This is a genomic window from Actinoallomurus acaciae (assembly GCF_042429965.1).
Taxonomy (GTDB): domain Bacteria; phylum Actinomycetota; class Actinomycetes; order Streptosporangiales; family Streptosporangiaceae; genus Actinoallomurus; species Actinoallomurus acaciae.
The window spans coordinates 1-1942 of sequence record NZ_JBHLZP010000905.1 but is presented as its reverse complement, the minus strand read 5'-3'; the positions used below and the strand labels follow the sequence as shown (position 1 = coordinate 1942).

Sequence of the window (1942 nt, the reverse complement as noted above, 5' to 3'; positions counted from 1 at the left end):
CGGTGACGTCGAGCGCGGTGGTCGGCTCGTCGGCGAAGATGACCTCCGGCTCGCAGGCGAGGGCCATCGCGATCAGCACCCGCTGCCGCATGCCGCCGGAGAACTCGTGCGGCCGCCACCGCGCCGGCCGCGCCGCGTCCGGCATGCCGACCCGGTCGAGCACCTCGACGGCTCGCGCCCACGCGGCCCGGCGGCTCGCGCCGGTGTGGTTGCGGTAGACCTCCGCGATCTGGTCGCCGATCCGGAAGTACGGGTCGAGCGCCGACAGCGGATCCTGGAAGATCATCGCGATGCGCCGGCCCCGCAGCCGGCGTACGGACTCGTCGTCGAGCGCGCCCACGTCGTCGTTGCCGAGCAGGATCCGCCCCGACACCCGCGCGCCGGTGCCGCGGTGCAGGCCGAGCAGCGCGAGCGCGGTCGTGCTCTTGCCCGACCCGGACTCGCCGACGATGCCCAGCGCCCCGCCCGCGGCGAGGTCGAAGGAGACCCCGTCGACCGCGCGCAGCACGTCGTCCCCGGTGGGGAACTCCACGCTCAGATCCCGGACCGAGAGCACCGGTTCTTCGGTCATGCCAGCACGACCCTTCGGTCGACCACCGCGTACAGCAGGTCCGCGGCGGTGTTGGCGACGACGATCGCCGCGCCGGCCACGAGGGTGAGCCCGGCGACGACCGGCAGGTCGACGTTGTTGGACGACTGCACGATGAGCTGGCCCAGACCGGGCAGCCCGAACAGCGTCTCGGTGAGCATCGCGCCGACGAGGATGTAGCCGAAGTCGTACGCGCTGATCGTGATGACGGGGGTGATCGCGCCGCGCAGCGCGTGCCGTCCGACGATCCGCCGCTCCCGCAGCCCGTACGCGCGGAAGGTGCGGATGTGGTCCTCCGACAGCGTCTCCAGCATCCCGGTGCGGGTGAGGCGCGCGTAGACGGCGGCCTGCGCGATGGCGAGCGTGAACCAGGGGAGGAGCAGGTTCTTGGCCCACTCGGCCGGGTTGTCGCTGAACGGGACGTACACCGGGAAGCTCAGCCAGTGCAGGTACCCGCAGAACACGATCAGCAACAGCATGCCGCTGACGAAGATCGGGGCGCCGTAGGCGAGCACCGACACCGCCGTCACCACGCGGTCGGCGAGCCGGCCCGCGCGCAGCGCCGACAGGATGCCGGCCGGTACGCCGAGGAGCAGCCAGACCACCATGGCGCCGAAGGTCAGCGACAGCGACACGGGCAGGCGCTGGCCGATCAGGGAGAGCACCGGCTGGTCGTTCTGGAAGGAGAAGCCCAGGCAGGGCGCCGCGCAGTGCGAGACGTCCGGGCCGGAGCTGTAGTCGCGGCCGACGAGGATCCCCTTCAGGAACTGCCAGAACTGCTTCCACTCCGGCTGGTCGAGGCCCAGCTTGTGGTCGATGACGGCGAGTTGTCCGCCGCCGCAGCCCTTCCCGCACACGAGTACCGCCGGGTCCGACGGCAGCGTGTAGAAGATGAGGTAGACGAGCGAGACCATGACCAGCAGCAGCACGACCGTGCTGGCGAACCGCCGCAGCAGAAAACGCGTCATCGGCGGCCTCCCCGCACCGAGGGCGCCTTGGGGTCGAGCGCGGTGCGGACCCCGTCGGCGAGCAGGGTGAACGCCAGCACGTTGACGAGCAGCAGCAGGCCGGGCACGAGCACGTACGTCGGGTCGGCCTGGAACCAGGTCGTCGCGCTGGACAGCATCTGCCCCCAGGAGGAGGCGGGCGGCCGCACGCCCACGCCGAGGAACGACAGGCCGGCCTCGGAGACCATGTTGGAGGGGATGAGCAGCGCGGCGTAGGTCACCAGCGGCGCCGACACGCCGGGCAGGACCTCGCGCACCGCGACGCGGGCGCGACTCGCGCCGGACAGCCGCGCCGCGGCCACGTAGTCGCGGGTCCGCAGCGACAGCACCTGCCCGCGGACCAGCC

General features: G+C 72.1%; 3 protein-coding genes. All 3 read right to left on the bottom strand.

Annotated elements, in window-relative coordinates; all coding sequences use genetic code 11:
- Positions 1-571 (bottom strand): ABC transporter ATP-binding protein (locus ACFFNX_RS48735; RefSeq protein WP_378213269.1); only part of this gene is annotated, 571 nt, incomplete at its 3' end.
- Positions 568-1557, bottom strand: coding sequence for an ABC transporter permease (locus ACFFNX_RS48730; RefSeq protein ID WP_378213267.1), 990 nt, complete (start codon positions 1555-1557; stop codon positions 568-570). The genes ACFFNX_RS48730 and ACFFNX_RS48735, both read right to left, overlap by 4 nt.
- Positions 1554-1942: ABC transporter permease (locus tag ACFFNX_RS48725; RefSeq protein WP_378213265.1), on the bottom strand; the 389-nt coding region annotated here is incomplete at its 5' end. The genes ACFFNX_RS48730 and ACFFNX_RS48725, both read right to left, overlap by 4 nt.

Coding starts and splice junctions, on each gene's coding strand:
- ACFFNX_RS48730 (WP_378213267.1), bottom strand. CDS start 1,557: ATGACGCGTTTTCTGCTGCGGCGGTTCGCCAGCACGGTCGTGCTGCTG.